Annotated in this window: 20 protein-coding genes; 2 read left to right on the forward strand and 18 right to left on the reverse strand. The window is 59.7% G+C overall.

Annotated elements, in window-relative coordinates:
- Positions 1 to 38: 38 nt before the first annotated feature.
- Entirely contained in the window at positions 39 to 1,478 is a 1,440-nt protein-coding gene (cls, locus tag SB756_RS21905) for a cardiolipin synthase (RefSeq protein ID WP_016502288.1), read from the forward strand.
- Positions 1,479 to 1,551: 73 nt separating this feature from the next.
- On the opposite strand, the gene cfaB is transcribed toward cls, so the two are convergent.
- Positions 1,552 to 2,736: a C17 cyclopropane fatty acid synthase CfaB gene (gene cfaB / locus SB756_RS21910; RefSeq protein WP_410911840.1), complete on the reverse strand. Its 1,185-nt coding sequence runs from the start codon at positions 2,734 to 2,736 to the stop codon at positions 1,552 to 1,554.
- A gap of 207 nt (positions 2,737 to 2,943) precedes the next feature.
- Between cfaB and lpdA the strand changes: the two genes are divergently transcribed.
- Entirely contained in the window at positions 2,944 to 4,344 is a 1,401-nt protein-coding gene (lpdA, locus tag SB756_RS21915) for a dihydrolipoyl dehydrogenase (RefSeq protein WP_410911842.1), read from the forward strand.
- A 116-nt stretch (positions 4,345 to 4,460) separates the two neighbouring features.
- On the opposite strand, the gene glmS is transcribed toward lpdA, so the two are convergent.
- The 17 genes from glmS to mnmE all read right to left on the reverse strand — a co-directional run bounded on the left by glmS (position 4,461) and on the right by mnmE (position 22,250).
- Positions 4,461 to 6,296: a glutamine--fructose-6-phosphate transaminase (isomerizing) gene (gene glmS, locus SB756_RS21920; RefSeq protein WP_341797172.1), complete on the reverse strand. Its 1,836-nt coding sequence runs from the start codon at positions 6,294 to 6,296 to the stop codon at positions 4,461 to 4,463.
- Between the two features lie 3 nt (positions 6,297 to 6,299).
- The gene (locus tag SB756_RS21925) at positions 6,300 to 7,076 is read right to left on the reverse strand and encodes a DeoR/GlpR family DNA-binding transcription regulator (protein ID WP_410911844.1); all 777 of its coding nucleotides are present in this window, start codon (positions 7,074 to 7,076) and stop codon (positions 6,300 to 6,302) included.
- A gap of 190 nt (positions 7,077 to 7,266) precedes the next feature.
- Positions 7,267 to 8,634 carry a bifunctional UDP-N-acetylglucosamine diphosphorylase/glucosamine-1-phosphate N-acetyltransferase GlmU gene (glmU, locus tag SB756_RS21930; protein WP_043199910.1) on the reverse strand — a complete coding sequence of 456 codons (1,368 nt, stop codon included), beginning with the start codon at positions 8,632 to 8,634 and terminating at the stop codon, positions 7,267 to 7,269.
- Positions 8,635 to 8,755: 121 nt separating this feature from the next.
- On the reverse strand, positions 8,756 to 9,175 hold the full coding sequence (locus SB756_RS21935) for a F0F1 ATP synthase subunit epsilon (protein WP_041167946.1): 420 nt from the start codon (positions 9,173 to 9,175) through the stop codon (positions 8,756 to 8,758).
- A 43-nt stretch (positions 9,176 to 9,218) separates the two neighbouring features.
- Positions 9,219 to 10,595: a F0F1 ATP synthase subunit beta gene (atpD, locus tag SB756_RS21940; protein ID WP_016502294.1), complete on the reverse strand. Its 1,377-nt coding sequence runs from the start codon at positions 10,593 to 10,595 to the stop codon at positions 9,219 to 9,221.
- Positions 10,596 to 10,622: 27 nt separating this feature from the next.
- Positions 10,623 to 11,483 (reverse strand): F0F1 ATP synthase subunit gamma, encoded by an 861-nt coding sequence (gene atpG / locus SB756_RS21945; RefSeq protein ID WP_016502295.1) that lies wholly within the window; start codon positions 11,481 to 11,483, stop codon positions 10,623 to 10,625.
- Positions 11,484 to 11,531: 48 nt separating this feature from the next.
- Positions 11,532 to 13,076 carry a F0F1 ATP synthase subunit alpha gene (atpA, locus tag SB756_RS21950; protein WP_012274911.1) on the reverse strand — a complete coding sequence of 515 codons (1,545 nt, stop codon included), beginning with the start codon at positions 13,074 to 13,076 and terminating at the stop codon, positions 11,532 to 11,534.
- Between the two features lie 21 nt (positions 13,077 to 13,097).
- On the reverse strand, positions 13,098 to 13,634 hold the full coding sequence (locus tag SB756_RS21955; protein ID WP_003253191.1) for a F0F1 ATP synthase subunit delta: 537 nt from the start codon (positions 13,632 to 13,634) through the stop codon (positions 13,098 to 13,100).
- A 12-nt stretch (positions 13,635 to 13,646) separates the two neighbouring features.
- Positions 13,647 to 14,117, reverse strand: a complete 471-nt coding sequence (locus SB756_RS21960) for a F0F1 ATP synthase subunit B (protein WP_003253189.1) — start codon at positions 14,115 to 14,117, stop codon at positions 13,647 to 13,649.
- Positions 14,118 to 14,173: 56 nt separating this feature from the next.
- Positions 14,174 to 14,431, reverse strand: a complete 258-nt coding sequence (gene atpE, locus SB756_RS21965) for a F0F1 ATP synthase subunit C (RefSeq protein ID WP_003097235.1) — start codon at positions 14,429 to 14,431, stop codon at positions 14,174 to 14,176.
- A 142-nt stretch (positions 14,432 to 14,573) separates the two neighbouring features.
- Positions 14,574 to 15,443, reverse strand: a complete 870-nt coding sequence (gene atpB, locus SB756_RS21970; protein ID WP_016489912.1) for a F0F1 ATP synthase subunit A — start codon at positions 15,441 to 15,443, stop codon at positions 14,574 to 14,576.
- A gap of 16 nt (positions 15,444 to 15,459) precedes the next feature.
- Positions 15,460 to 15,867, reverse strand: coding sequence for a F0F1 ATP synthase subunit I (locus SB756_RS21975; RefSeq protein ID WP_008092225.1), 408 nt, complete (start codon positions 15,865 to 15,867; stop codon positions 15,460 to 15,462).
- Positions 15,868 to 16,015: 148 nt separating this feature from the next.
- Positions 16,016 to 16,888: a ParB/RepB/Spo0J family partition protein gene (locus SB756_RS21980; protein ID WP_016502296.1), complete on the reverse strand. Its 873-nt coding sequence runs from the start codon at positions 16,886 to 16,888 to the stop codon at positions 16,016 to 16,018.
- 9 nt (positions 16,889 to 16,897) lie between these two features.
- Positions 16,898 to 17,689, reverse strand: coding sequence for a ParA family protein (locus SB756_RS21985; protein ID WP_016502297.1), 792 nt, complete (start codon positions 17,687 to 17,689; stop codon positions 16,898 to 16,900).
- An 18-nt stretch (positions 17,690 to 17,707) separates the two neighbouring features.
- Positions 17,708 to 18,358 (reverse strand): 16S rRNA (guanine(527)-N(7))-methyltransferase RsmG, encoded by a 651-nt coding sequence (gene rsmG, locus SB756_RS21990; protein WP_016502298.1) that lies wholly within the window; start codon positions 18,356 to 18,358, stop codon positions 17,708 to 17,710.
- A complete protein-coding gene (gene mnmG / locus SB756_RS21995) occupies positions 18,355 to 20,247 on the reverse strand; it encodes a tRNA uridine-5-carboxymethylaminomethyl(34) synthesis enzyme MnmG (RefSeq protein WP_041168155.1) in 1,893 nt (630 codons plus the stop codon). The genes rsmG and mnmG overlap by 4 nt, the downstream gene beginning before the upstream one ends.
- Positions 20,248 to 20,879: 632 nt before the next feature.
- On the reverse strand, positions 20,880 to 22,250 hold the full coding sequence (mnmE, locus tag SB756_RS22000; RefSeq protein WP_049275249.1) for a tRNA uridine-5-carboxymethylaminomethyl(34) synthesis GTPase MnmE: 1,371 nt from the start codon (positions 22,248 to 22,250) through the stop codon (positions 20,880 to 20,882).
- Positions 22,251 to 22,252 lie beyond the last annotated feature (2 nt).

Consider the following 22,252-nt stretch of genomic DNA (forward strand, 5'->3'; position numbering starts at 1 on the left):
TTCTGTTAGCTCAAGTGTACTCGGCAAGCAGGATGCATATGGACTACCACAGCCCCTACTTTTTTGGTTACCTACTCGGACTGATTCACCTACTGGGTATCGTCGCCGCACTGCACGCAATCTTCACCGTGCGTACCGCCCAAGGTGCAATCGCCTGGGCCATGCCCTTGTTCTTCATCCCCTACCTTACCTTGATCCCCTACCTGGTCTTCGGCGCCCGCTCGTTCTATGCCTACATCAAGGCCAGGCGCCAGGCCAACCAGGAAATGCACGTGGCCATGGCCAATCTCAACTGGCGGCCCTGGGTGGAAGAAGCCCTGACCGCCCGTGAATCAGAAAGCTATGCAGCCCTGCGCGCAATGCCAAAACTGGGGCGCATGCCCTGCCTGGCGAACAACCAGGTGAAGTTGCTGATCGATGGCAAAGCCACGTTCGATGCCATCTTCGCCGCCATCGACAAAGCCCGCGACGTGGTACTGGTGCAGTTCTTCATCATCCATGACGACACCCTCGGCAAGGCATTACAGCAGCTGCTGTTACGCAAGGCTGCCGAAGGAGTGCAGGTGTTCGTGCTGTATGACCGCGTTGGCAGCCATGCCTTGCCAGCCAGATACAGCCAGCAGCTGCGCGACGGCGGCGTACAGATTCATGCCTTCGCCACTCGCCGCGGATGGTTCAACCGCTTCCAGGTGAACTTCCGCAACCATCGCAAGATCGTGGTAGTGGACGGCCTGCTGGGTTTCATTGGTGGGCACAACGTAGGTGACGAATACCTCGGTGAGCACCCGAAACTTTCCCCCTGGCGCGACACCCATGTACAGATCGGCGGGCCGGTGCTGGCCTGTCTGCAGGAGTCGTTCGCCGAGGATTGGTACTGGGCCACGCGCCAGCTGCCGCCGCTGATCCTGCCGGATACCTACCCAGATAACGGGGTGCTATGCCAGGCCTTGGCCAGCGGCCCGGCCGACCCGCAGGAAACCTGCTCGCTGTTCTTCCTCGAAGCAATTCATTCAGCTACCCGACGGGTGTGGATCACCAGCCCTTACTTCATCCCTGACGAGGCAGTGTTCGCCGCCTTGCGCCTGGCGGTCCTGCGTGGGGTCGATGTGCGAGTGCTGATCCCGTCGCGGCCAGACCACCGGGTGGTCTATGCCGCCTCCAGCCTGTTCGCCTTCGAAGCGGTGCGCGCAGGTGTACGCATGTTCCGCTATCAGCCGGGCTTCCTGCATCAGAAGGTGGTGCTGGTGGATGATGATGTCAGCGCGATCGGCAGCGCCAACCTGGACAACCGCTCGTTCCGTCTGAATTTCGAGATCACCCTGCTGACCGTCGACCGCAGCTTCGCAGACCAGGTCGAGCACATGCTGATCAACGACTTTGAACAATCGCGGGAAATTACTGCGGAGGACAGCCTCGACACTCATCGACTGCAGCAATTGGGGATGCGGATTGCACGGCTGATTTCGCCAATTCTTTAAGCTAAGCAGTCTGGGTATGGGAGCGGCCCTTTCGCGACACAAGGCCGCTCCCACAAAATCCGCATCTACATGCTTAGCGATACAGGTCTTCGCGCGTCCAAGGCAGATCGTGGTGGCCATCCGCATAAGGCTTCACTGCCAAGATCTGGTGCAGGTTGATCCAGCCCTTCTCAAAGGCATATGCACAACCTGCAAGGTACAGACGCCAGATGCGCAGAGTCTTTTCCGGCACCAGCGCCGCCGCCTTATGCAACTGGTTCTCAAGGTTGGCGCTCCAGTGGTGCAGGGTCTTGGCGTAGTGCAGGCGCAGGCTTTCCACGTCTACCACCTCCAGCCCCGCTTCACAGATGTTGGCGCTGATCATCGACAGGTGAGGTAGCTCGCCATGGGGGAACACGTAGCGGTCGATGAACTCACCTGCACCACGCCCGACCGGGCGTCCATCGATGTGCTTGGCGGTGATGCCGTGGTTCATCACCAGCCCCCCTTCCCTCACGGCGCCGAACAGTTTCTGGCAATACAGCGCCAGGTTCGCATGCCCGACATGCTCGAACATGCCAACGCTGACAACCTTGTCGAAGCGGCCATCCTGAGGCAGGTCTCGGTAGTCGAGAATCTGCAGGTCGACCTTGTCGGCCAAGCCTTCGGCCTTGACCCTCTGCCGACCGAGCTTGAGCTGCTCCTTGCTCAAGGTGATGCCGAATACCTTAGCGTCATATTCACGTGCAGCGAAGCGCGCAAGGCCACCCCAACCACAGCCAACGTCCAGCAGGTAGTCGCCGGCATTCAGGCGCAACTTGCGACACAGGTGGTCGAACTTGTCCTGCTGTGCCTGATCGAGCGTGTTATCAGGCTCGCGAAAGTAAGCGCACGAATACACCATGTCCTGATCCAGCCACAGCCGGTAGAACGCGTTGGAAACATCATAGTGATAGGAGATGGCTTCAGCGTCAGTGCTTTTGTCATGGGCAAGCCGCGCCGGCGGAGCTTCTTCGAAATCAGGTAACAGCGCCTCGCTCAGTTCATCGCATACCCGGATGGCTTCACCGATGTCGCCTTCCAGCTCCAGCTTGCCTTCGACGAACGCGGTGCCCAACTGCTCCAGGCTCGGGTGCGTCAACTGGCTGATCAACTGGGGCTCTTTGACCAGGATGGTGACCTGCGGGCTAGGCCCCAGATCGAACTGGTTACCGTCCCACAATTTCAGCCGCAGCGGCAGATGCAGGCTCTGCAGTGCAGGTGGAAGTTGCGCGAGCATGAACAACCCTCCTATCCGTGTTTGACTACGACGCCTTAAATTTCGAACGTCGCCGGATCAGAGTAGTTCATTGGTGAGATGTTTCCTCTAAACGAGACCAAGGTCTAGAACCAACGGGTCTTATACGCGCAGCAGATTGTATACAATTCTTGCATCTCAGCTTAACCTTGTGCCCCTCTCGCGCTTCTACATCCTGGAGTTGAACCCATGAAATCCTATGACGTGGTGATCATCGGCGGTGGCCCTGGCGGCTACAACGCAGCCATCCGCGCTGGCCAGCTGGGCCTGAGCGTTGCCTGCGTGGAAGGCCGCTCGACCTTGGGCGGCACATGCCTGAACGTCGGCTGCATGCCATCCAAAGCACTGTTGCATGCTTCCGAGCTGTACGAAGCCGCCAGCGGGGACGAGTTCGCCCACCTCGGTATCGAAGTAAAGCCCACCCTCAACCTCGCCCAGATGATGAAACAGAAGGACGAGAGCGTGACCGGCCTGACCAAAGGCATCGAATACCTGTTCCGCAAGAACAAGGTCGACTGGATCAAAGGTTGGGGCCGCCTGGACGGCATCGGCAAGGTTGTGGTCAAGGCTGAAGATGGCAGCGAAACTGCGCTGCAAGCCAAGGATGTGGTCATCGCCACCGGCTCCGAGCCTACCCCTCTGCCAGGGGTGACCATCGATAACCAGCGCATCATCGACTCGACCGGTGCGCTGTCCTTGCCGCAAGTGCCCAAGCACCTGGTGGTCATCGGTGCCGGGGTGATCGGCCTTGAGCTGGGTTCGGTATGGCGTCGCCTGGGTAGCCAGGTGACCGTTATCGAATACCTTGATCGCATCTGCCCAGGTACCGACACGGAAACCGCCAAAACCCTAGAAAAGGCACTCGCCAAGCAAGGCATGGGGTTCAAGCTGGGCAGCAAAGTGACCCAAGCCACTGCAAGTGCCGATGGCGTGAGCCTGACGCTGGAGCCTGCTGCCGGCGGCACCGCAGAATCGCTGCAGGCCGATTACGTGCTGGTGGCTATCGGCCGCCGCCCTTATACCAAGGGGCTGAACCTTGAAAGCGTGGGCCTGGAAACCGACAAGCGCGGCATGCTCGGCAACGAACACCACCGCACTTCAGTGCCCGGTGTGTGGGTGATTGGTGACGTCACTTCCGGCCCAATGCTGGCGCACAAGGCCGAAGACGAAGCGGTAGCCTGCATCGAGCGCATTGCTGGCAAGCCCCACGAGGTCAACTACAACCTCATCCCTGGCGTGATCTACACCCGCCCGGAGCTGGCCACCGTGGGCAAGACCGAAGAGCAGCTCAAAGCCGAAGGGCGTGCTTATAAAGTAGGCAAGTTCCCCTTCACCGCCAACAGCCGCGCCAAGATCAACCACGAGACCGAAGGCTTCGCCAAAGTCATCGCCGATGCCCAAACCGATGAAGTGCTGGGTGTGCACCTGGTGGGCCCAAGCGTCAGCGAGATGATCGGTGAGTTCTGCGTGGCTATGGAGTTCTCGGCCTCGGCAGAAGACATTGCCCTGACCTGCCACCCCCACCCGACCCGCTCCGAGGCCTTGCGCCAGGCAGCGATGAATATGGACGGCATGGCGATGCAGATCTGAGCGGAGCCGCCAGGTTGATGCTGCCGAATCGTATGTCTGGGCGCGCTGTTTACTAGGCATCAGAAAGAAAAAAGCCCTCCTTGTGGAGGGCTTTCGAACCGGACAATCAGCGTCGGTTATTCGACAGTAACCGACTTGGCCAGGTTACGCGGCTGGTCCACGTCGGTGCCTTTGAGCACGGCCACATAGTACGACAGCAGCTGCAGTGGAATGGTGTACAGGATCGGCGCCAGCGCATCGGCGATGTGCGGAACCTTGATCACGTGAGTGCCTTCACCATTGGTCATGCCAGCGTGCTCGTCGGCGAACACTACCAACTCGCCACCACGGGCACGCACTTCCTGCAGGTTGGATTTCAGCTTTTCCAGCAGTTCGTTGTTCGGGGCAACGGTAACCACCGGCATGTCGTTATCCACCAGTGCCAGCGGGCCGTGCTTCAGCTCGCCGGCCGGGTAGGCTTCGGCGTGGATGTAGGAGATTTCCTTGAGCTTGAGCGCACCTTCCATCGCCACCGGGTACTGTGCACCACGGCCGAGGAACAGGGTGTGGTGCTTGTCGGCGAACAGCTCGGCGATTTTCTCGACAGTAGCGTCCATGGCCAGGGCTTCACCCAGGCGGGTCGGCAGGCGACGCAGCTCTTCAACCAGCTCGGCTTCGACGCCCTCTTCCAGGGTACCGCGGACTTGGCCCAGGGCCAGGGTCAGCAGCATCAGCGACACCAGCTGAGTGGTGAAGGCTTTGGTCGAGGCCACACCGATTTCCGGGCCGGCCAAGGTCAGCAGGGTCAGGTCCGACTCACGCACCAGCGAGCTGATGCCCACGTTGCAGATTGCCAGGCTGCCGAGGAAGCCCAGCTCCTTGGCGTTACGCAGCGCGGCCAGGGTGTCGGCGGTTTCGCCAGACTGCGAGATGGAGACGAACAGGGTATCCGGCTGCACCACCACCTTGCGGTAACGGAATTCGCTGGCCACTTCCACCTGGCACGGGATACCAGCCAGGCTTTCGAGCCAGTAACGGGCGACCATACCGGCGTGGTAGCTGGTACCACAGGCAACGATCTGCACGTTGCGCACTTTAGCGAACAGGTCGGCAGCCTTCGGGCCGAAAGCCTGGACCAGCACGTTATCCTTGCCAAGGCGGCCTTCCAGGGTGCGCTGAACAACGCTTGGCTGCTCGTGGATTTCCTTGAGCATGAAGTGGCGATAGTTGCCCTTGTCGGCAGCTTCGGCACCTTCATGGTACTGCACGGTTTCGCGCTGGACCTTGTTGCCTTCCTGGTCCCAGATGGTGACCTGGTCACGGCGGATTTCAGCGATGTCGCCTTCTTCCAGGTACATGAAGCGGTCGGTGACCTGGCGCAGGGCCAACTGGTCGGACGCCAGGAAGTTTTCACCCAGGCCCAGGCCGATGACCAGCGGGCTGCCACTGCGTGCAGCCACCAGGCGGTCAGGCTGCTTGGCACTGATCAGTGCCAGGCCGTAGGCGCCATGCAGGCGCTTCACAGCGGCTTTCAGGGCATCGGCCAGGTCCGGGATGCTCTTCAGGGTGTGGTGGATCAGGTGGACGATGACTTCGGTGTCGGTCTGCGAATTGAAGACGTAGCCCAGGCCTTTGAGCTCTTCACGAAGCTCTTCGTGGTTTTCGATGATGCCGTTGTGCACCACAGCCACTTCATCGCCCGAGAAGTGCGGGTGGGCGTTGCCTTCGGTTGGCGCACCGTGGGTAGCCCAACGGGTGTGGGCGATGCCCAGCTGGCCGGCCAGTGGGTCGGCTGCTACAGCAGCGTCCAGCTCGCTGACCTTGCCGATGCGGCGGCGGCGCTGCAGTTCACCGCTCTGGGTGAGCACGGCAAGACCGGCGCTGTCGTACCCGCGGTACTCAAGACGCTTGAGACCTTCGATCAGGATGGCTGTGATATTGCGCTCGGCGACGGCACCAACGATTCCACACATGTTTTATTGCTCCTGGCTGATCGCGGCGCAGATCAGGTTGATGCCGCGAGCTTGAATTTGTTCGCGTGCCTCTGCGGGCAGGCGTTCGTCTGTAATAAGGGTGTGCACGCTGCCCCAGGGCAGCTCAAGGTTGGGGATCTTGCGCCCCACCTTGTCCGACTCGACCATCACGATCACTTCACGGGCGACTTCGGCCATGACGCGGCTAAGCCCGAGCAGCTCGTTGAAGGTGGTGGTACCCCGGCCCAGGTCGATGCCGTCGGCGCCGATGAACAGCTGATCAAAATCGTAAGAGCGTAATACCTGCTCGGCCACCTGGCCCTGGAACGACTCGGAATGGGGGTCCCAGGTGCCACCGGTCATCAGCAGCACCGGCTCGTGTTCGAGGTCGCAGATGGCTCGGGCCACGTTCAGCGAATTGGTCATCACCACCAGGCCGGGCTGGCGCCCCAGTTCGGGGATCATGGCTGCCGTGGTGCTGCCGCTGTCGATGATGATGCGCGCATGTTCGCGGATACGCCCGACGGCGGCACGCGCAATGGCCTTCTTGTAGGAAGACACAGGCTGGGCCGGCTCACCGAGCAGTTCTTGCGGCACCGGTACCGCACCGCCATAGCGCCGCAGCAACAGGCCGTTGGTTTCGAGGGCAGCGAGGTCTTTGCGAATGGTCACTTCCGAAGTTTCGAAACGCTTGGCCAAGGCGTCCACGCTCACCTCACCCTGCTCGCTGAGCAAAGCCAGGATATTGTGCCGCCGCTGGGGTGTATTTCGTTTCGACATTCGCGCTTAAGTTTCGTTTCGAAAGATAATGGTTGCAATCAAAACCTAAGACGCTCGTTTCGTCAAGCAGTTGCTGCCCTGTGGATAGTTTCGTCAGATTTGGCGCGGTCCTACACCTGTCACCGATCGGCCAATAAAAAAGCCGACTTATTCACATAAGTCGGCTTTTGATCGAACAGCTGTGAATAACTCAGCTCTTCTTGATTTTCTCCGGCCGCTTCCAGCCAGAGATATTGCGCTGGCGCGCACGACCCACAGCCAGGTCGGCGGCTTCGACGGTCTGGGTGATGGTCGAACCGGCTGCGGTGGTCGCGCCGGCCTTGATTTCCACAGGCGCCACCAGCGAGTTGTTCGAGCCGATGAACACGTCCTCGCCCATCACTGTCTTGAACTTGTTGGCGCCATCGTAGTTGCAGGTGATGGTGCCAGCGCCAATATTGGTGCGTGCACCGATTTCAGCATCGCCCAGGTAAGTCAGGTGACCGGCCTTGGCGCCTTCACCCAGGTGGGCGTTTTTCAGTTCGACGAAGTTACCCACATGGGCCTTGGCGTCCAGCACGCTGCCAGGGCGCAAGCGGGCGAACGGGCCGGCATCGCTGCCCTCGCCCATCACGGCGCCTTCAAGGTGGCTGTTGGCCTTGACCACCGCGCCTTTGCGCAGGGTGGTGTTCTTGATGACGCAGTTAGGGCCGATTTGCACATCGTCCTCGATGACCACTTTGCCTTCGAGAATCACGTTGATGTCGATCAGCACATCACGACCAACGGTCACTTCCCCCCGTACATCGAAGCGCGCCGGGTCCCGCAGGGTCACACCCTGGGCCATCAGGCGGCGGCCTTCACGCAGCTGGTAGTGACGCTCCAGCTCGGACAGCTGACGACGATCGTTGGCGCCCTGCACTTCCATCGGGTCATGTGGCTGTTCAGTGGCTACCACCAGGCCGTCGGCCACTGCCATGGCGATGACGTCGGTCAGGTAGTACTCGCCTTGGGCGTTGTTGTTCGACAGGCGGCCCATCCAGTCGGCCAGGCGCGCGGCTGGCAGGGCCAGAATACCGGTGTTGCCTTCCTTGATCGCTTTCTGCGCGTCGTTGGCGTCCTTGTGCTCAACGATGGCAGTCACCTGGCCTTGCTCGTCACGCACGATGCGGCCATAGCCGGTCGGGTCGTCAAGCGTGACCGTAAGCAGGCCCAGCTGCTGGTCATTGGCCTTGGCCAACAGACGTTGCAGGGTCTCCACTTCGATCAACGGTACATCACCGTACAGCACCAGCACGGTGTCGGCGGTCACGGCCGGCAGTGCCTGGGCTACCGCATGGCCGGTACCCAACTGTTTTTCCTGCATGACGAAGTTCAGGTCGTCAGCGGCCAGGCGCTCGCGAACCAGCTCGGCACCATGACCAATGACCACGTGAATACCTTGCGGCTGCAGCTGGCGCGCGCTGTGGATAACATGGCCGAGCATGGAGTTGCCGGCTACCGGGTGCAGCACCTTGGGCAGCGCCGAACGCATACGGGTGCCTTGGCCGGCGGCGAGAATAACGATATCGAGTGACATTACTGGCTACCAATCCTGGGCGGTCAGTGAAAGACCGGGGGGAGAAAAATCAGAAAAAGAAAAAGGGTAGCCGAGGCTACCCTTTTACTCAATCGCAACAGAAGTTATCAGCCGAGGCCGATTACTTGCCTTTGCGCATTTGCTGGACGGTACGCAGCTGGGCTGCGGCCTCGGCCAGACGTGCGGCGGCGGCACTGTAGTCGAAGTCCGCGCCTTTCAGATTCAGGGCGTTCTCGGCAGCCTTGAGGGCTTCCTGAGCTTGCGCTTCATCCAGGTCTGCAGCACGTTGCACGGTATCGGCAAGCACCTTGACCATGTTCGGCTGAACCTCGAGGAAACCACCAGAGATGTAGAACACCTCTTGGGCGCCACCCTGCTTGGTCAGCGTAATCGGACCTGGCTTCAGATTGGTGATCAGCGGCGCGTGGCCTGGAGCGATACCAAGATCACCCAGGTTACCGTGCGCAACCACCATCTCGACCAGACCGGAGAAAATTTCTCCTTCCGCGCTGACGATATCGCAATGGACTGTCATAGCCATCTGCTTGCCTCAACCTGATAGCGCCCCTTGCGGGGCGCAGGAATTACAGTTTCTTGGCTTTCTCGATCGCTTCGTCGATGCTGCCGACCATGTAGAACGCTTGTTCTGGCAGGTGGTCGTAGTCACCTTTGAGGATGCCGCTGAAGCCAGCGATGGTGTCTTTCAGGGAAACGTACTTGCCTGGCGAACCGGTGAAGACTTCGGCCACGAAGAACGGCTGCGACAGGAAGCGCTGGATCTTACGAGCGCGGGCTACCAGTTGCTTGTCGGTCTCGGACAGTTCGTCCATACCCAGGATCGCAATGATGTCCTTCAGCTCTTTGTAGCGCTGCAGAACATACTGAACGCCACGAGCGGTGTCGTAGTGCTCGTTGCCGATCACGTTCGGGTCCAGCTGGCGCGAAGTCGAGTCCAGTGGATCGACCGCTGGGTAGATACCCAGGGAGGCGATGTCACGGGACAGAACGACGGTGGCGTCCAAGTGGGCGAAGGTGGTCGCTGGCGACGGGTCGGTCAAGTCGTCCGCAGGTACGTATACAGCCTGAACGGAGGTGATCGAACCTTCCTTGGTGGAGGTGATGCGCTCTTGCAGAACGCCCATCTCTTCAGCCAGGGTCGGCTGGTAACCTACTGCCGAAGGCATACGGCCCAGCAGTGCGGATACTTCGGTACCGGCCAGGGTGTAACGATAGATGTTGTCGACGAACAGCAGAACGTCGTTACCTTCGTCACGGAACTTCTCAGCCATGGTCAGGCCGGTCAGCGCTACGCGCAGACGGTTTCCTGGTGGCTCGTTCATCTGACCGTAGACCAGTGCTACTTTGTCGAGAACGTTGGAGTCCTTCATCTCGTGGTAGAAGTCGTTACCCTCACGAGTACGCTCACCCACACCAGCGAACACGGAGTAACCGCTGTGTTCCATGGCGATGTTACGGATCAGTTCCATCATGTTTACGGTCTTGCCGACACCAGCACCACCGAACAGACCAACTTTACCACCCTTGGCGAACGGGCAAACCAGGTCGATAACCTTGATGCCGGTTTCCAGCAGGTCGTTGCCGCCTGCCTGGTCAGCGAACGAAGGCGCTGGCTGGTGGATACCGCGACGCTCTTCTTCACCGATCGGGCCGGCTTCGTCGATCGGGTTGCCCAGTACGTCCATGATACGGCCCAGGGTGGCCTTACCAACAGGAACGGAAATGGCAGCGCCGGAGTCAACGACTTCCAGACCGCGCTTCAGGCCTTCGGTGGAGCCCATCGCAATGGTACGAACCACGCCGTCGCCCAGCTGCTGCTGAACTTCCAGGGTGGTTTCCGCGCCTTGTACTTTCAGCGCGTTGTATACACTCGGCACGACATCACGTGGGAATTCCACGTCGATGACGGCGCCGATGATTTGAACGATACGTCCGCTACTCATAGCTGGATCCTCTGAATTTTTGAACCGTTAAACCGCGGCAGCGCCGCCGACGATTTCCGAGATCTCCTGGGTGATCGCAGCCTGACGCGCCTTGTTGTAGATCAACTGAAGCTCTTTGATCAAATCACCGGCGTTGTCTGTGGCGTTCTTCATGGCGATCATCCGGGCCGCTTGTTCAGCAGCGTTGTTCTCGACCACCGCCTGGTATACCTGCGACTCCACGTAACGCACCATCAAGCCGTCCAGCAGCTCTTTTGCGTCGGGTTCGTACAGGTAATCCCAGTGATGCTTGAGATCCTGATCCGGGGTTGCCACCAACGGTACCAATTGCTCGACCGTTGGCTTCTGGGTCATGGTGTTGATGAACTTGTTCGAAACCACGGAGAGGCGATCGATACGGCCGTCCAGGTAGGCGTCCAGCATCACTTTGACGGAGCCGATCAGATCGTTGATCGATGGCTCTTCGCCCAAGTGGCTGATCGCTGCTACGACGTTGCCGCCAAAGATGCGGAAGAAAGTCGCACCCTTGCTGCCGATCACGCACAGGTCGATTTCCACGCCCTGTTCGCGGTTTGCGCTCATGTCCTTGACCAAGGCCTTGAACAGGTTGGTATTCAAGCCACCGCACAGACCACGGTCACTGCTCACCACGATATAACCGGCGCGCTTTACAGGGCGCTCGATCATGAACGGGTGGCGGTATTCCGGGTTGGCGTTGGCCAGATGACCGATCACCTGGCGGATACGCTCCGCGTAAGGACGGCTAGCAGCCATGCGCATTTGTGCCCTGCGCATCTTGCTGACCGCCACTTTCTCCATGGCGCTGGTAATTTTTTGCGTGCTTTTGATGCTCGCAATCTTACTGCGAATCTCTTTTGCGCCTGCCATGTATCACCTATCAGGTTAGCAAGCGGGGGCCAGGGCCCCCGCTGCGGCTTACCAGGTCTGGGTGGCCTTGAACTTCTCGATACCGGCTTTCAGGCCTGCGTCGATTTCGTCGTTGAAGTCACCCTTCACGTTGATCTTCGCCATCAGTTCAGCGTGATCACGGTTGAAGAAGGCGATCAGTGCTTGCTCGAAGCTGCCGATCTTGGAGACTTCTACGTCGGTCAGGAAGCCACGCTCAGCGGCGTACAGCGACAGTGCCATGTCCGCGATGGACATTGGCGCGTACTGTTTCTGCTTCATCAGCTCGGTAACGCGCTGACCATGCTCCAGCTGCTTGCGGGTCGCTTCGTCCAGATCGGACGCGAACTGGGCGAATGCAGCCAGTTCACGGTACTGAGCCAGCGCGGTACGAATACCACCGGACAGCTTCTTGATGATCTTGGTCTGAGCGGCACCACCTACGCGGGATACCGAAACACCGGCGTTCACTGCAGGGCGGATGCCCGAGTTGAACATGGCCGATTCCAGGAAGATCTGACCGTCGGTGATGGAAATCACGTTGGTCGGAACGAACGCGGAAACGTCGCCAGCCTGGGTTTCGATGATCGGCAGAGCGGTCAGGGAACCGGTTTTGCCAGTGACAGCACCGTTGGTGAACTTCTCGACGTACTCTTCCGAAACGCGCGATGCACGCTCCAGCAGACGGGAGTGGAGATAGAACACGTCGCCTGGGTACGCTTCACGTCCTGGTGGACGGCGCAGCAGCAGGGAGATCTGACGGTAGGCAACGGCCTGCTTGGACAGGTCATCGTAAACGATCAGAGCGTCTTCACCGCGGTCACGGAAGAACTCGCCCATGGTGCAACCGGCGTATGGCGCCAGGAATTGCAGTGCGGCGGATTCCGAAGCACTGGCAACAACCACGATGGTGTTGGCCAGGGCGCCGTTTTCTTCCAGCTTGCGAACGATGTTGGCAACGGTGGAACGCTTCTGGCCGACAGCTACATAAACACAGAAAATACCGGAGTCTTTCTGGTTGATGATGGCGTCGATGGCCATGGCGGTCTTGCCGATCTGACGGTCGCCAATGATCAGCTCACGCTGGCCACGGCCGACAGGGATCATGGCGTCGACGGATTTGTAGCCAGTCTGTACAGGCTGGTCTACCGACTTACGCCAGATCACGCCTGGAGCTACTTTCTCGACCGCGTCGGTCTGGGTGTTGCCCAGAGGACCTTTGCCGTCGATCGGGTTGCCCAGTGCGTCGACGACGCGACCCAGCAGTTCCTTACCAACCGGAACTTCCAGGATGCGGCCGGTGCACTTGGCGCTCATGCCTTCGGCGAGGGTGTCGTAGGCACCCAGGATCACTGCACCTACGGAGTCTTGCTCCAGGTTCAGTGCCATGCCGTAGACGCCGCCCGGGAACTCGATCATTTCGCCGTACATGACGTCGGCCAGACCGTGGATCCGCACGATACCGTCGGAAACCGAAACAACGGTACCTTCGTTACGGGCTTGGGAGCTCACATCGAGGTTGTCGATGCGGCCCTTGATGATTTCACTAATTTCGGAAGGATTGAGTTGCTGCATTGCTCTGCTGCCCCTTCAAACTCAAGATTTCAATGCTTCGGCCAGTTTCGCGATTTTGCCGCGAACAGAGCCATCGATTACCAGGTCACCAGCGCGGATGACGACGCCGCCAATCAGGCTGGCATCCTCCGACGCGTGCAGGCGCACTTCCTGGCCTAACCGTGCACTGAGAACCTTGGCGAGTTTGTCTTGCTGTTCTTGGTTCAACGCGAAGGCACTGGTGACTTCCACGTCCACGGATTTCTCTTGCTCGGCCTTGTACAGGTCAAACAGAGCGGCAATCTCCGGCAGAAGCAGGAGACGGTCGTTTTCCGCGGCAACATGAATGAAATTCTGTGCCTGTGCATTGAACTTGTCACCGCACACGTCAATGAACGTGGCGGCCTTTTCTGCGCTCGTCAGTCGCGGGGCCTTGAGCAGGCGCTGCATGGTGTCGTCTTGCGACACCGCAGCAGCCAGGCCGAGCATGGCTGACCAATTGGCCAGTTGCTGATGGGCCTGGGCATGCTCAAAGGCAGCCTTAGCGTAAGGTCGGGCCAACGTGGTCAGTTCTGCCATGATCGCCCTCGCTTAAATTTCAGCGGCCAGTTTGTTAACCAGCTCCGCATGCGCGTTTTGATCGATTGTGGCGCCAAGGATCTTTTCAGCACCGCCAACGGCCAGAGCACCCACTTGGGCACGCAGGGCGTCTTTAGCGCTGTTCAGTTCCTGTTCGATCTCGGCCAGAGCCTGAGCCTTCACACGGTCAGCTTCGACGCGGGCCTGTTCACGGGCTTCCTCGACAAGCTGAGCAGCGCGTTTCTTGCTTTGCTCAATGATTTCGGCTGCCTGTGCTTTAGCTTCACGCAGTTGCTGACCCGCTTTCTCTTGGGCCAGCTCCAGGTCGCGAGCTGCGCGGTTGGCAGCGTCCAAACCGTCGGCAATCTTCTTTTGGCGCTCTTGCAGAGCAGTGATGACCGGAGGCCATACGTACTTCATGCAGAAGAGTACAAAAATCAGGAAAGCAACGGATTGGCCAATCAGGGTTGCATTAATGTTCACGCCAACACCTCGCTCGGTCTTAATTCATACAGCCATCAACTCGTGGTGACGAGTGATTAGCCGGCGATCTGACCAACGAACGGATTCGCGAAGGTGAAGAACAGAGCGATACCAACACCGATCATGGTTACGGCGTCGAGCAGACCGGCAACGATGAACATTTTGACCTGCAGCATCGGAACCATTTCTGGTTGACGAGCAGCGCCTTCCAGGAATTTGCCGCCCAGCAGGCCGAAACCAATGGCGGTACCCAGAGCACCCAGGCCGATCAGCAGAGCAACAGCGATAGCGGTCAGACCAACTACAGTTTCCATCTTTCCTCCCGACTTTTACGTCGTATTGGTTAGGTTTTTAGTTTGAAGCGGTAAAACAAATCGTGAGTACAGCTGCCCTTGCGGACTTTTTAAGCCCTCCCCCCGAACAGGCGGGGAAGGCTATCAGACACGCCAGGCGGTCTTAATGGTTATCTTCGTGCGCCATCGACAGGTAGACGATGGTCAGCATCATGAAGATGAAAGCTTGCAGGGTGATGATCAGGATGTGGAACACAGCCCACGCCCATTGCAGCACCACACCCAGGCCGCTGAGCCACAGCAGGCCGGAGCCGAACATGACCGCGATCAGGATGAACACCAGTTCGCCGGCATACATGTTGCCGAACAGACGCAGTGCCAGCGAGATCGGTTTGGCGATCAGGGTGACGAATTCGAGCAGGAAGTTGACCGGAATCAGCAGGATCTGCACGAAGATGTTCTTGCTGCCGAACGGGTGCAGGGTCAGTTCACCGATGAAGCCGCCCAGGCCCTTGACCTTGATGCTGTAGAAGATGATCAGGGCGAACACGCTGAAGGCCATGGCCAGGGTCGCGTTCGGGTCGGTGGTCGACACGGCGCGGAACGGAATGTGCGGATCACCGGAAATCAGGATGGCCAGCTGAGGAATCCAGTCGACCGGTACCAGGTCGACGGCGTTCATCAGGAATACCCAGACGAAGATGGTCAGTGCCAGCGGTGCGATTACCGGGCTACGGCCGTGGAAGGAGTCCTTCACGCTGCCGTTGACGAAATCGACCATCACTTCCACGAAGTTCTGCAGACCGCCAGGCTGGCCGGAAGTCGCCTTCTTTGCCGCCATGCGGAAAATGAACAGGAAGATCAGACCCAGCGCGACGGACCAACCCAGGGTGTCCAGGTGGAACGCCCAGAAGCCCATTGCCTTGGCTTCTGCAGCCGAATGGGCAAAGCCCCAGCTGCCGTCTGGTAGTTGACCGTAGGTCAGGTTCTGCAAGTGGTGCTGGATATAGCCCGAAGCGGTTTCTGCTGCCATGGTTGCCTCAAACGCCCTAAGGTCTCGAAAGTCTTTTATTCATCAGCAGGGGCGCGAACCAGCTGACCAAAAGGGTCAACACGAAGACGCCGAATACTGCTAACGGCGCCAGTGGCTTCACTCCTGCGAAGGTCAGTGCAAAAAGCACTGCCGTCAAAATCATCTTGCCTGCCTCGCCAGCGTAGAACGACTTGACGATGGCTTGTGCTGCCCGAGCTCCGCTGAAGCGAAAAGCCTTCCAGGCGAAATACACATTGGGCAGCCACGCAATCAAACCTCCGCAAAGGCCTGAATATCCACTGACCGCCCCTTTCCACTGCCACAACACCAGGGTTGCCAGCAGCAGTACGACGAATTGAGCCAGCAGTACCGGAAAAACCGCCCAGCGATGGAAAGGCAGGCGGTTTGGCGTGCGGATTTCCATCACAACTGCTCCTCGTAAGTCGACCAACAAGTCAGCTATGACTTGGCATAATTTGTGCCGACAAAATGCGCGCAGAGTATAGGGGTGGATTAACCCCTATTCAACTCTTCGTAGTGATTTCCGACTGCGCGCTACAACAGGAATTGTTTCAGCGGATGTGAGCAAGCACGCCTTGCAACTCGTCAAGCGAGTTGTAACGAATAACCAACTGGCCCTTGCCCTTGTTGCCATGACGGATCTGGACGGCCGACCCCAGCCGCTCTGCGAGCCGCTGTTCAAGGCGTGCGATATCCGGATCAGGTTTGCTTGGTTCGACCGGATCAGGCTTGTCACTGAGCCACTGACGAACCAGTGCCTCGGTTTGGCGCACGGTGAGACCACGTGCGACAACATGACGCGCCCCCTCCTCCTGACGGTTTTCGTCCAGGCCGAGCAATGCGCGTGCGTGGCCCATCTCCAGGTCACCGTGGGCGAGCATGGTCTTGATCGCCTCCGGCAAGGTGATCAGGCGCAGCAGGTTGGCCACGGTGACCCGCGACTTGCCCACGGCGTCGGCCACCTGTTGCTGGGTGAGCTCGAATTCCTGCTGCAGACGCTGCAGGGCCATGGCCTCTTCCAGCGGGTTGAGGTCTTCGCGCTGGATGTTCTCGATCAGCGCCATGGCAATGGCGGCTTCATCGGGCACTTCGCGGACCATGGCCGGGATCGTGTCCAGGCCGGCCTGCTGGGTCGCGCGCCAGCGGCGCTCACCGGCGATGATCTCGAAGCGGTTGTCGCCAATCGGGCGGACCACGATCGGTTGCATGACGCCATGGCTGCGAATCGAATGCGCGAGCTCTTCCAGCGCCTCCGGGTCCATGTCCCGACGCGGCTGGTACTTGCCACGCTGGATCAGCTCGACCGGCAGGTGTTGCAGTTCTTTCTGGTCGATCTTCACAGCCTGCTCTTCGAGCGCGCTGACGGAAGGACCACTGAGCAGTGCATCCAACCCACGTCCGAGACCCCGTTTCTTGACGGCCATACGGATTCCTTAAGTTGTTTGTGCAGTGCGTGATGGACGGCGCTGACGGCGAACCAGTTCCCCGGCCAGGGCCAGATAAGCCAGCGCGCCGCGCGATTGCTTGTCGTAGGCCAAGGCCGGCATGCCGAAGCTGGGGGCCTCGGCCAGGCGAATATTGCGCGGAATGACCGTGTCGTACAGCTGCGGGCCAAAGTGTTCCTTCAGCTGCGCCGAAACATCGTTGTTCAGGCTCAGGCGAGGATCGTACATGGTCCGCAGCAAGCCCTCGATCTTCAGCTCCGGGTTCAACCGGGCGGCGATGCGCTTGATGTTATCCACAAGGTCGCTGAGACCTTCCAGTGCGTAGTACTCGCACTGCATGGGGATGATCACGCCATCGGAAGCCACCAGGGCGTTAAGCGTGAGCATCGACAGCGACGGCGGGCAGTCGATGAGGATGTAGTCGTAGTTCTCACGGATGGGCGCCAGTGCGTTGCGCAGACGGCTCTCCTTGACCTGCATTTCCAGCAGCACCACCTCGGCGGCGGTCAGGTCGCGGTTGGCCGGCAGCAACTGGAACCCACCGTGCTCGGAGTAATGCATGGCCTGGGCCAGGTCGCATTCCCCGATCAGCAGGTCGTAGACCGAGTGCTCGAGCTCGTGCTTGTCCACACCGCTGCCCATGGTGGCGTTGCCCTGCGGATCGAGGTCGATCAGCAGCACACGACGCTTGGTCGCGGCCAGCGAGGCGGCGAGATTGATACAGGTGGTGGTCTTGCCTACACCACCTTTCTGGTTCGCGATTGCGAATACCTTAGCCATTGATGCGCGTGTTCCCAGTCATGCCTTGCGGCGCAGTATCAGCAGATGGCGCTGGCCCTGGCAACCTGGAACGGTCAGGGCCTGTTCGCTTTCCACTGTGAAGTCTGCGGGCAATGCTACCAGTTCATCGGCAGGATGCAGCCCCTTCATTGCAAGCCATTGCGTCCCGGTGTCGCCCAGATGGCGGGTCCAGTTGGTGAAGTTCTCCATGCTGCTGAAAGCGCGGGAGATGATTCCGTCGAACGGCTGCGCCGGCTGGAAGGCTTCGACCCGGCTGTGGATAACCGTGAGGTTGTCCAGTTTGAGCTCCATTTTCACCTGGGTCAGGAAGCGGGTCTTCTTGCCGTTGGAGTCCAGCACCGTCACGCGCTTGTGCGGATGCAGGATAGCCAACGGAATACCCGGCATGCCACCGCCACTGCCGACATCCAGCCAGTTGTCACGCTCGCTGTGGATAAACGCCATGACGCTCAGGCTGTCGAGCAGATGGCGCGACACCATCTCGTCCGGGTCGCGCACGGCCGTGAGGTTGTAGGCTTTGTTCCATTTGATCAACAGGGCCAGGTAGCCAAGCAGTTTCTCGTGCTGCTCGGCGCTCAGCTCGACACCGAGCTGGCGCGCGCCTGTGGACAACTCTTCAGCGTGTTGCGGGGTGACCAGGGAACTCAAGCGCTTTGCTCCAATTCGCGGCCAGCGCCGCGTTTTTTCAAGTAAATCAGCAACAGGGAAATCGCCGCCGGGGTCACGCCTGGGATGCGCGAAGCCTGGCCCAGGGTTTCCGGGCGGGTCTGGCCAAGCTTGCCCTGGATCTCCTTGGAAAGGCCGGAAATCGTCGTGTAGTCGATATCCACAGGCAGGCGGGTGTCTTCGCTGGCGCGCAGGCGAGCGATTTCATCCTGCTGGCGGTCGATGTAGCCCGCGTACTTGGTGCGGATCTCGACCTGCTCGGCGACCTGTGGATCGATCGCGTCACCGCCGGTCGCCTCGATCAGCCCGGCGTAGTCGATTTCCGGGCGCGCCAACAGGTTCAGCAGGCTGTATTCGTGGCTGAGCGGCGTGCCGAACTTATCCACAATGGCTTGGCCTTGTTCGGTGTTCGGCCGCACCCAGGTCGACTTCAGGCGCTGTTCCTCACGCTCGATGCCGTCACGCTTGGCGCAGAAGGCGGCCCAACGCTGATCGTCGATAAGGCCCAGTTCACGGCCTTTCTCGGTCAGGCGCAGGTCGGCGTTGTCTTCGCGCAGGATCAGGCGGTACTCGGCACGTGAGGTGAACATGCGGTACGGCTCCTGGGTACCCAGGGTGATCAGGTCGTCGACCAGTACGCCGATGTAGGCTTCGTCGCGGCGCGGGCACCAGCTTTCGCGGCCCTGTGCGCGCAGTGCGGCGTTGGTCCCGGCCAGCAGGCCCTGGGCACCGGCTTCTTCGTAACCGGTGGTGCCGTTGATCTGCCCGGCGAAGAACAGGCCACCGATGACTTTGGTCTCGAGGCTGTACTTGAGGTCACGCGGGTCGAAGTAGTCGTACTCGATGGCGTACCCCGGGCGGACGATGTGGGCGTTTTCCATGCCGCGGATCGAACGCACCAGCTCCAGCTGCACGTCGAACGGCAGCGAAGTGGAAATACCGTTGGGGTACAGCTCATGGGTGTTCAGGCCTTCCGGCTCGATGAACACCTGGTGGCTTTCCTTGTCGGCGAACCGGTGGATCTTGTCTTCGATCGATGGGCAGTAGCGCGGACCGACGCCTTCGATCACACCCGAGTACATCGGCGAACGATCGAGGTTCGAGGCGATGATCTCGTGGGTACGCGCATTGGTATGGGTAATCCAGCAGCTCACCTGCCGTGGGTGCATTTCGGCATTGCCCATGAAGGACATGACCGGGATCGGCGTATCACCTGGCTGCTCGGTCATCACCGAGAAATCCACAGAGCGCCCATCGATGCGTGGCGGAGTCCCGGTTTTCAGGCGGCCGACGCGCAGCGGCAGTTCACGCATGCGGTGGGCCAGGGCGATCGAGGGTGGATCACCGGCACGGCCACCGGAATGGTTTTGCAGACCAATGTGGATAAGCCCGCCGAGGAAAGTACCAGTGGTCAGTACCACCGATTCGGCGAAGAAACGCAAACCCATCTGGGTAACTACGCCCTTGACCTGGTCCTGCTCGACGATCAGGTCGTCGCAGGACTGCTGGAATATCCACAGGTTCGGCTGGTTTTCCAGGATTTCACGCACCACCGCCTTGTAGATGGCGCGGTCGGCCTGCGCACGGGTGGCGCGTACCGCCGGGCCCTTGCGGTTGTTCAGAACGCGGAACTGGATGCCGCTCTTGTCGGTGGCCAGCGCCATGGCGCCGCCGAGGGCATCGATCTCTTTGACCAGATGGCTTTTGCCAATACCGCCAATGGCGGGGTTGCAGCTCATGTGACCGAGGGTTTCCACGTTATGGGTCAGCAGCAGGGTTTTCACACCCATGCGTGCAGACGCAAGCGCAGCCTCGGTACCGGCATGGCCGCCGCCGATGACGATCACTTCAAAACGGGAAGGGAAATCCACCACGCACCTCGTGCCTGTTTTTGCGAATAGAGAAGGTAAGCCGACAAGTATAGGGACTTCACCCCCTTTAAAGAAACCGTCTGAGCAAATTTTGACCAGTCTGTGGATGAGTGGCAGACAACAGAAATCAACAAGAAGAAATTTATAAAAGCTTTGTTTTTATGTTTATTCTTATGCACAACCATATCTGTGGATAAAGCTCTGTAGGCCTTGAATGGCGCTGTGTAGAAAGAAATTAAACCCTGTGTCTGGAGTGCCATGAGGGCTATGGATAACGTCATTTAGCCTGTGGATGAAATGGCTATTTACCCACAGGCGGATTTCTCCTCAGGAAAAAAGCCTGCTTATCAACTGAGCTGAAGATGGGTTTTCCACAGGGCTCCTGAGCGCAGTTTTCAGGTTGTGGATGAAAAAATACTCAAGTTCGGGACAGATGCGGACAAGGCGACAGCTGGTTTTCCGCAAAAGCGTTGGCCCAGCCTTAGAGATCTAGCGGTTGTACTGGCGTCTTCGCGGGCATGCCCGCGCCCACAGGTGCGCTGTTGACCTCACTGTGGTCATCTCCTGCAATGAATTTGAGGCAAAAAAAAGCCGCTCCCGAAGGAGCGGCCTTGGCCTAGCGTGGCTGTGGATTACTTGCCGATGCAGAAGCTGGAGAAAATGCGCCCCAGCAGGTCATCCGAGCTGAACGCCCCGGTAATTTCCCCCAGGGCATGCTGTGCCTGGCGCAAGTCTTCTGCCAGCAGCTCTCCCGCGCCCGCCAAGGTCAACTGTGCACGGCCGTGCTCCAGGTGCTCGCTGGCCTGGCGCAAGGCATCCAGGTGCCGCCGGCGGGCACTGAAACCACTCTCCGCCGTCTGTTCGTAACCCATGCATGCCTTCAGATGGTCGCGCAGCAGTTGCAGCCCAGTGTCGTCGCCCTTGGCACTGAGGGTGATGGTCACATGGCCGTCATCGCACTGTTCCAGCGCCACCCGCTCGCCACTCAGGTCGGCCTTGTTGCGAATCAGCGTGACCTTGGCAGGGTCGGGCCGCTGATCGAGAAACTCGGGCCACAAGGCAAACGGGTCGCTGGCCTCGGGCGCGGTGGAGTCGACCACCAGCAACACACGATCGGCCTCGCCAATGGCCTTCAGGGCCCGTTCTACGCCGATCTTTTCCACATGGTCATCGGTATCACGCAAACCGGCGGTATCGACCACGTGCAGCGGCATACCGTCGATGTGAATATGTTCGCGCAGGATGTCCCGTGTGGTGCCGGCGATGTCGGTGACAATGGCGGCTTCCCGACCAGCCAGCTGGTTAAGCAGGCTCGACTTGCCGGCATTCGGCCGCCCGGCGATGACCACCGTCATCCCGTCACGCAGCAGGGCACCCTGCCCGGCCTCACGTTGTACGGTGGATAACTCGCCGCGCACTGCATCGAGCATCGACAGGACGTGGCCATCGGCGAGGAAGTCGATCTCCTCTTCGGGGAAGTCGATTGCTGCCTCGACGTAGATGCGCAGGGCGATCAGCGCCTCGGTCAGGCTGTGCACACGCTTGGAGAATTCCCCCTGCAGCGAGCGCAGGGCGTTACGTGCCGCCTGGCTGGAGCTGGCCTCGATCAGGTCGGCAATGGCTTCGGCCTGGGCCAGGTCGAGCTTGTCGTTGAGGAACGCGCGTTCGCTGAATTCACCCGGGCGGGCCAGGCGACAGCCAACTTGTACACAGCGCTGCAGCAGCATGTCCAGGACCACCGGGCCACCGTGGCCCTGGAGTTCGAGCACATCTTCGCCGGTGAACGAGTTCGGCCCAGGGAAGAACAACGCAATCCCCTCGTCAAGCACCAGCCCTTCATCGTCGCGGAACGGGCCGTAATGGGCATGGCGAGGGGTCAGCGTACGACCGGTGATCAACTGCCCGGCCTTGCTGGCCAATGGGCCGGACAACCTGACAATACCCACACCACCGCGGCCTTGGGCGGTAGCGATGGCGGCGATGGTTTCACGCACAGTGTTCATGC

It is taken from the genome of Pseudomonas sp. SIMBA_068, assembly GCF_046534705.1.
Taxonomy (GTDB): Bacteria; Pseudomonadota; Gammaproteobacteria; order Pseudomonadales; family Pseudomonadaceae; genus Aquipseudomonas; species Aquipseudomonas putida.